8 protein-coding genes are annotated in these 7,005 nt (G+C 71.8%); 5 read left to right on the forward strand and 3 right to left on the reverse strand.

Annotated elements, in window-relative coordinates; genetic code table 11:
• Positions 1 to 19: 19 nt before the first annotated feature.
• Genes ACLL9L_RS02595 through ACLL9L_RS02610 form a run of 4 tightly spaced genes read left to right on the forward strand, consistent with a single transcriptional unit; the run spans position 20 to position 3,192 of the window.
• A complete protein-coding gene (locus ACLL9L_RS02595; RefSeq protein ID WP_411283086.1) occupies positions 20 to 967 on the forward strand; it encodes a metal ABC transporter substrate-binding protein in 948 nt (315 codons plus the stop codon).
• On the forward strand, positions 958 to 1,815 hold the full coding sequence (locus tag ACLL9L_RS02600) for a metal ABC transporter ATP-binding protein (protein WP_411283087.1): 858 nt from the start codon (positions 958 to 960) through the stop codon (positions 1,813 to 1,815). Before ACLL9L_RS02595 ends, ACLL9L_RS02600 begins: the two co-directional genes overlap by 10 nt.
• Positions 1,808 to 2,800, forward strand: a complete 993-nt coding sequence (locus ACLL9L_RS02605; RefSeq protein ID WP_411283088.1) for a metal ABC transporter permease — start codon at positions 1,808 to 1,810, stop codon at positions 2,798 to 2,800. The genes ACLL9L_RS02600 and ACLL9L_RS02605 overlap by 8 nt, the downstream gene beginning before the upstream one ends.
• Complete coding sequence (locus ACLL9L_RS02610) at positions 2,800 to 3,192, forward strand: Fur family transcriptional regulator (RefSeq protein ID WP_411283089.1); 393 nt, start codon at positions 2,800 to 2,802, stop codon at positions 3,190 to 3,192. Before ACLL9L_RS02605 ends, ACLL9L_RS02610 begins: the two co-directional genes overlap by 1 nt.
• A 56-nt stretch (positions 3,193 to 3,248) precedes the next feature.
• Here ACLL9L_RS02610 and ACLL9L_RS02615 read toward each other — a convergent pair whose 3' ends face one another.
• From ACLL9L_RS02615 to recO, 3 genes are read right to left on the reverse strand one after another with little or no spacing between them, the layout of a single operon-like run.
• Positions 3,249 to 4,742 (reverse strand): dihydrolipoyl dehydrogenase family protein, encoded by a 1,494-nt coding sequence (locus ACLL9L_RS02615; RefSeq protein ID WP_411283090.1) that lies wholly within the window; start codon positions 4,740 to 4,742, stop codon positions 3,249 to 3,251.
• A gap of 28 nt (positions 4,743 to 4,770) precedes the next feature.
• Positions 4,771 to 5,571 (reverse strand): isoprenyl transferase, encoded by an 801-nt coding sequence (locus tag ACLL9L_RS02620; RefSeq protein WP_411283091.1) that lies wholly within the window; start codon positions 5,569 to 5,571, stop codon positions 4,771 to 4,773.
• Positions 5,568 to 6,368 (reverse strand): DNA repair protein RecO, encoded by an 801-nt coding sequence (gene recO / locus ACLL9L_RS02625; RefSeq protein ID WP_411283092.1) that lies wholly within the window; start codon positions 6,366 to 6,368, stop codon positions 5,568 to 5,570. Before recO ends, ACLL9L_RS02620 begins: the two co-directional genes overlap by 4 nt.
• Before the next feature lie 98 nt (positions 6,369 to 6,466).
• Between recO and ACLL9L_RS02630 the strand changes: the two genes are divergently transcribed.
• On the forward strand, positions 6,467 to 7,005 hold a 539-nt coding region (locus ACLL9L_RS02630), incomplete at its 3' end, for an alpha-ketoglutarate-dependent dioxygenase AlkB (RefSeq protein ID WP_411283093.1).

A 7,005-nucleotide genomic window follows, 5' to 3' on the forward strand; every position in this document is an offset into this window, starting at 1 on the left:
TTGCCGCCACACTGGGGCCATGATCTCGGTCCGTCATCCCCTCACCCTGGCTGCGGCCGTGCTCGCGGTCGCCGCCATCGTGGGCGGGTGCGGCCCGAGCGGGGTTTCGGACAATGGTTCGAGCGGGGTTTCGAGCCCGGGCGGGACCGTCTCCGTGGTCACCTCCTTCTACCCGGTGCAGTACGCCGTCCAGCAGGTGGGCGGCAGCCACGTCAGCGTCACCAGCCTGACGAAGGCGGGTGCCGAGCCGCACGACGTCGAGCTCAGCGCTCAGGACGTCGCCGGCCTGACCAGGGCCTCCCTCGTGGTCTACGCCAAGGGTTTCCAGCCGGCGGTCGACACTGCCGTCGACCAGGAGGCCCGAGGCCGGGCGCTCGACGTCGCCCCCGTGGCCAACCTCGACCTCGCCGCGCCGGCAGAGCCGGGGGTGACTGCCGCAGACGGGGCGAAGGACCCGCACTTCTGGCTCGACCCGCAGCGCTACTCCGGTGTCGTGTCCGCGATCGCCGACCGGCTCGCCGCGACCGACCACGACCACGCGGCCGACTACCGGGCCAACGCCACGGCTCTCACGACCAAACTGACCCAGCTCGACGCAGACCTGCAGACCGGCACGACCGCCTGCCGGATCATGGACCTCGTCACGAGCCACGCGGCGTTCGGCTACCTCGCCTCACGCTACGGGTTCACCCAGGTCCCGATCGCCGGACTGTCCCCCGACGTCGAGCCGTCTGCCGCCAAGCTCGCCGAGGTGGCCGACTTCGTCAAGGCCCACCGGATCACGACGATCTATGCCGAGACCCTCGTCGAGCCGGCCTTCGCCGAGACCGTGGCAAGGAACACCGGCGCGAAGGTGGCAACGCTCGACCCCATCGAGGGACTGACCTCGGCCTCCGCGGGGGCGGACTACCTTGAGGTCATGCGCTCCAACCTCGCGGTTCTCAAGGCAGGACAGGGGTGCTCGTGAGCACCGTGGGCGCAGCAGCTGCGGACCAGGCCGGCGCGCAGCCGATCATCTCGCTGCGCACGGCGACCTTCGGCTACGACGAGCGCCCCGTGATCTCTGACGTCACGCTCGACGTGAGCCCGGGTGAGGTGGTCGTCGTCCTCGGGCCCAACGGATCGGGCAAGTCGACCCTCGTCAAGGGTCTGCTCGGGCTCAACGACCAGCTGTCCGGAGAGGTGGACCTGTTCGGGGTGCCGCGCGCCCGCTTCCGGGACCACGCCCGGATGGGCTACGTCCCACAGCGGCACACCCTCTCGGGGTCGGTGCGCGCGACCGTCGAGGAGATCGTCGCGACGGGCCGTCTCGTGCGCCAGTCGTGGCTCGGCCGTCAGTCGGCCACGGACCGCCAGGTCATCGCCCGCGCCCTCGAGGTGGTCGGACTGGGCGACCGGGCCGGCATCGACGTCAGCACCCTCTCGGGGGGCCAGCAGCGCCGGGTGCTCATCGCGCGGGCCCTCGCGTCCCAGCCCGACGTGCTGCTCATGGACGAGCCGACGGCCGGCGTCGACACGGCCAGCCAGCACGTGCTCGCCGAGGTCCTCGCCCGGCTCGCGGCCCAGGGCGTGACGATGCTCATCGTCACCCACGAGATGGAGGCGTTCTCCGACCTGGTCACCCGGGTCATCGTCGTGGACGGCGGGATCATCGCGTTCGACGGGCCCACCGCGACCTTCGTCGAGCGCCGCGTCGACGTCCTCCACGAGCACCACACCCACCACCACGACGATGAGCCGCATGACGACCGTTCGTCCTTGCCGGGCGCTCCCCGCTCGGGCCCCCTCGACCCCGGGAGACGTCCCCGTGACTGACCTGCTCTCCTACGACTTCATGCAGCGGGCCCTGCTCGCGGCAGTCATGGTCGGACTCGTCGCGCCGCTGGTCGGGGTCTTCCTCGTCCAGCGCCGGCTCTCGCTCATCGGCGACGGCATGGGTCACGTCGCACTGGCCGGCGTGGCCATCGGGCTTTTCCTGAACGTCTCCCCCGTCTGGACCGCGCTCGTCGCCGCCGTCATCGCGGCGGTGGTCATCGAGCTGATCCGCAGCTCCGGCAGGACCCAGGGGGACGTCGCCCTCGCGATCATCTTCTACGGCGGCATCGCGGCCGGCGTCGTCATCATCAGCAAGTCCGCGCAGGGCACCCCCGCCAACCTCACGGCATACCTCTTCGGGGCGATCACGACGGTCAAGGCGAGCGACCTGTGGGTCTTCGCCGTCCTCGGCGTCATCGTCATCGTCACGACCTGGCTGCTGCGTCCGTGGCTCTTCGCCGTCGCCAACGACGAGGAGTATGCCCGGGCCAGCGGCATGCCGGTGCTGCGCCTCAACATCACGCTGGCCGTCCTCACCGCGGTGACCGTCGTCGTCTCGATGCGGATCGTCGGGTTGCTGCTGATCAGCGCGCTGATGATCGTGCCGAACGCCGCGGCGCAGCTGCTCGGCGGCAGCTTCCGGACGTCGATGCGCTGGGCCATGCTGATCGGCCTGCTGTCGGCGGTGGGCGGGGTGGTGGTGTCCTATGAGGCCGACACTCCTTCTGGCGGCACGATCGTCGTCCTTGCCATCGGGTTCTTCCTCGCCGCGACCGTCCTCAATGCCCTCGCCGGTCGGGCGCGGGCCCGCAGTCACGCCCGGGCGGAGGTCCACGTCCACGAGCACGGGCAGTCCTGCGGGCACCCGGCGGTGGCGCACGGCGACCACGTCGACTACCTGCACGACGGGCACCGGCACGCGCCCCACGAGGGCCACTACGACGAGCACACCCCCCAGGGGTCCAGGGACGAGGTCACGCACTGATGGTCGACCCGCCCCGCCGCCGCACGAGGCAGCAGACCGCGGTGGCAGAGCTGCTGAGGGACAGCACCGACTTCACCTCGGCCCAGGACCTGCACGCGCGGCTGCGGTCGGCGGGCAACCCCATCGGGCTCGCCACGGTCTACCGCACCCTGCAGACGTTCGCGCAGGACGGCGACGTCGACGTCCTGCGCACCGACGACGGCGAGGCCGTCTACCGCCAGTGCAGCACCGGGCACCACCACCACCTGGTATGCCGCACGTGCGGGCGGACCGTCGAGGTCGAGGGGCCGACCGTCGAGCGGTGGGCCGACAGGGTCAGTGCCGAGCACGGGTTCCGCGAGGTGCGGCACACGCTGGAGATCGTCGGTACCTGCGCCGACTGCCCGGACTGAGCGGGCCGCCGCACCATGAGGCCCGGGCCACGCTCCTCAGGCGCGAGATGCGCTCCTCAGCCGCGGGCCGCGCGCCGCCGGGCCTCGAGCAGCCGCAGCCAGACCTCGCTGACCGTCGGGTAGGACGGCACCGCGTGCCAGAGGTCGGCCACGGTGACCCCGCCGATGATCGCGACCGTGGCCGAGTGGATCAGCTCGGCCGTGCCCGCCCCGACGAAGGTCGCGCCGACGAGGGTGTCGCGCGCCCGGTCGATGACGAGCTTGGCCCGGCCCGAGTAGTCGTCGTGGAGCAACGACGCCCCGGCGACGGAAGCCAGGTCGACCTCGACGGTCTCGACGTCGATGCCGACGTCGCGGGCGGCGCTCTCGGTGAGCCCGACGCTGGCGACCTCGGGGGACGTGAACGTCACCGACGGCACGACCCGCCCGCTCGCCCTGTCACGCAACTCCTTACCCGTCGCCCGCTTTCCGTCCGCCCGGGCGGCGATCACGGCGCCGGCGATCCGGGCCTGGTACTTGCCCATGTGGGTCAGGAGGGCGCGTCCGTTGATGTCCCCCACGGCATACAGCCAGCTGCCGCTGACGCCCTCGACCTGGAGGCGGTCGTTGGTGCGGATCGACCCGTGGGACTGCGCGACCGCGTCGGCGAGACCGACGGTCTCGAGCCCCAGGTCCGTGCTGTTGGACGTGCGACCGGCGGCGACGACGAGCTCGTCGACGACGACGGTGCGCCGACGCCCGAGGTGGAGGGTGACCGCACCACCGTTGATGTGGCCGATCCCGTTGTCCTTGGCCGACGCCCGCGACACGGAGGTGACCGTCGTGCCCGTGAGCACCCGCGCCCCGAGGGCCTCGAGGGATGCTCTGACCATCTCGCCCGCGAAGGGCTCGGCGCGGGCGAGGACGCGGTCACCGACGTCGATGACGGTCAGCTCCTGGACGCCAAGGCCGAGGAGCCAGGTCGCGGCCTCGCAGGCCACGACGCCACCGCCGAGGATGGCGACGCGGCGCGGCACCTGGTGGAGGTTGGTGACGTCGCGCGAGGTCCAGGGCAGCGCCTCGGCCAGCCCGGGGACCGGCGGGAGCGAGGCAGAGCTGCCGGTGGCCACGACGACGGCGTGCCGGGCGTGGAGGGTGCGGGTCAGCCCCTCCCCCGTCGTCACCTCGACGGCCTTCACACCGCGGAGGCGCCCGGCGCCGCGGATGACGTCGATGCCCGCGCCCGTGGCCCATTTAACCTGCCCGGAGTCGTCGAGGTGTGAGGTGAAGGAGTCGCGTCGGGCGAGGACGGCCTTGACGTCGAGGCCGCGCGCGTGGATCCGGGTGCTGAGGCCACCGAGGTGGCGGGCGGTGTCGAGGACCTCGACGGGGCGCAGCAGCGCCTTGCTCGGCATGCACGCCCAGTAGGAGCACTCACCCCCCACCAGCTCCGACTCGACGATGACCGCGGTGCGGTCGCTGCCATGGATGGCGTAGTCGGCGGCGTTCTCCCCCGCCGAACCGCCGCCGATGACGACGACGTCCCAGGTGTCCACTTCGCGTCCGCTCATGACGGCAGCGTATGCCGTGCGGCCGGCCTCAGGAGGTGGGTGGGGGTTCTGCTTTGGCGAGGTCCACGGCGCCGCCGTAGCGGCGGTCGCGGTCGGCGTAGATCTCGACGGCCCGCCAGAGGTGACGCCGGTCGAAGTCCGGCCAGAGCGTGTCGAGGAAGACCATCTCGGCGTAGGCCGACTGCCAGAGCAGGAAGTTCGAGGTGCGCTGCTCCCCCGAGGAGCGGACGAAGAGGTCGACGTCTGGCATCTTCGGCTCGTCGAGGTAGCGCCCGATGGTCTTCTCGTCGATCGACTTCGGCTTGAGCCTGCCGGCCTTCACCTCCTCCGCGATCCGGACGACGGCGTCGGCGATCTCGGCCCGGCCGCCGTAGTTGACGCAGAAGTAGAGCGTCAGACCGGTGTTGTCGCGGGTCAGCTCCTGGGCGACCTCAAGCTCGCGGATGACCGAGCGCCAGAGCCGCGGCCGGCGCCCGACCCAGTGCATCTGCACCCCCCACTCGTGCAGCTGGTCGCGTCGGCGCCGGATGACGTCGCGATTGAAGCCCATGAGGAAGCGGACCTCGTCGGGCGAGCGCCGCCAGTTCTCGGTGGAGAACGCGTAGGCGGACAGATGGGTGACGCCGACCTCGATGGCGCCCGCGACGACGTCGAGCAGTGACGCCTCGCCCGCCTCGTGGCCCTTGGTGCGGGGCAGGTTGCGGGCGTTGGCCCAGCGACCGTTGCCGTCCATGACGAGGGCGACGTGTTTGGGCAGCAGGTCCCGGGGGATCACCGGCGGCGTCGCGCCACTCGGGTGCGGGAAGGGCGGGGGGTATGCCGTGGTCACCCGACCTCCCGGGCGAGGTGGCGCTCGAGTGCGGGGGTGATCACCGGCACCGGCACCGGGAGGGCAGGGCGCACCCGGTCGACATGGCGCAGGGAGCGCAGTCCCCGCTCGAGATGCCACTGCAGGAACGCCGCCACCAGCCCGCTCCCCTCTCGCCGGGTGCGCTCGTCGACGGCATCGGCGAGGACCCAGTCCCCGCTGAGGAGTGCCGCGAGCAGGCGCAGCGTCTGCGGCGCGGGCGCGGCGGAGCCGGGCGGACGGCATACGGTGCAGACCGTCCCGCCGGCGGCGACGTTGAAGGAGCGGTGCGGCCCGGGCGCGCCGCACTTGGCGCAGTCGTGGAAGCTCGGGGCCCAGCCGGCGATGGCGAGCGAGCGCAGCAGGTAGGCGTCGAGGACCAGCGCCGGGTCGTGCTCGCCGCCCCCGAGGGAGCGCAGGGCGCCGACGAGCAGGAGGTACTGCTGGGTGGAGGGCTCGTGCTCCTCGGTGAGCTGCTCGGCCGTCTCGACCATCACCGTGGCCGCCGTGTATGCCGGGTAGTCGCGGCAGATCGCGTCACCATAGGGCGCGAGCGTCTCGGCCTGGGTGACGGTGTCGAGGTTGCGGCCCTCGTAGCACTGCACGTCGACGACCATGAACGGCTCGAGCCGGGCGCCGAAGCGCGACCTGGTACGGCGCACCCCCTTGGCCACCGTGCGCACCCGACCGCGGCCCCGGGTCAGGAGGGTGATGATGCGGTCGGCCTCACCCAGCTTATGGGTGCGCAGCACGACCGCCTCGTCGCGGTAGAGGGGCATGGCCCCATTGTCTCCCACGTCGCGGGGCGATCAGGGAGGTGGCGCAGGATCGCGAGATTTCTCGAACACCCGTTCTAGGCTGGGCTATTGTGGTGACCATGTCCTTCACGTTGCAGGGATCTCTCCTGGACCTGGCCGAGACGTCGGAGCTGCGCAGTCTGGGGTCCGGGTTGACCCGGACCGCGCTGACCGCCGGCGCGTGGATAGACCTGCGGCCCGGGTGGCTGGGCGGCGCCGACCAGCTGTTCGAGCCGCTGTCGAGGGACGTGCCGTGGCACGCCGAGCGGCGCCAGATGTACGACAACCTCGTCGACGTGCCGCGGCTCACAAAGTTCTACGCCGAGGACGAGGCGCTCCCGCATCCCCTGGTCGCCGCGGCGCGCGAGATGCTCAGTGACCACTACGAGGGCGAGCTGGGCGAGCGGTTCCGGACGGCGGGACTGTGCCTCTACCGTGACGGCCGGGATAGCGTCGCGTGGCACGGCGACCGGATCGGCCGGTCCAGGGACGAGGACACGATGGTGGCCATCCTGTCGGTGGGCTCGCCGCGCCCGCTGCTGCTGCGGCCGCGCGGTGGTGGGGCGGGGACGATCCGGTTGCCGCTGGGCCACGGAGACCTCGTCGTCATGGGCGGTTC

It is taken from the genome of Lapillicoccus sp. (assembly GCF_046595215.1).
Taxonomy (GTDB): Bacteria; Actinomycetota; Actinomycetes; order Actinomycetales; family Dermatophilaceae; genus Lapillicoccus.

Coding starts and splice junctions, on each gene's coding strand:
- ACLL9L_RS02595 (WP_411283086.1), top strand. CDS start 20: ATGATCTCGGTCCGTCATCCCCTCACCCTGGCTGCGGCCGTGCTCGCG.
- ACLL9L_RS02610 (WP_411283089.1), top strand. CDS start 2,800: ATGGTCGACCCGCCCCGCCGCCGCACGAGGCAGCAGACCGCGGTGGCA.
- ACLL9L_RS02615 (WP_411283090.1), bottom strand. CDS start 4,742: ATGAGCGGACGCGAAGTGGACACCTGGGACGTCGTCGTCATCGGCGGC.
- recO (WP_411283092.1), bottom strand. CDS start 6,368: ATGCCCCTCTACCGCGACGAGGCGGTCGTGCTGCGCACCCATAAGCTG.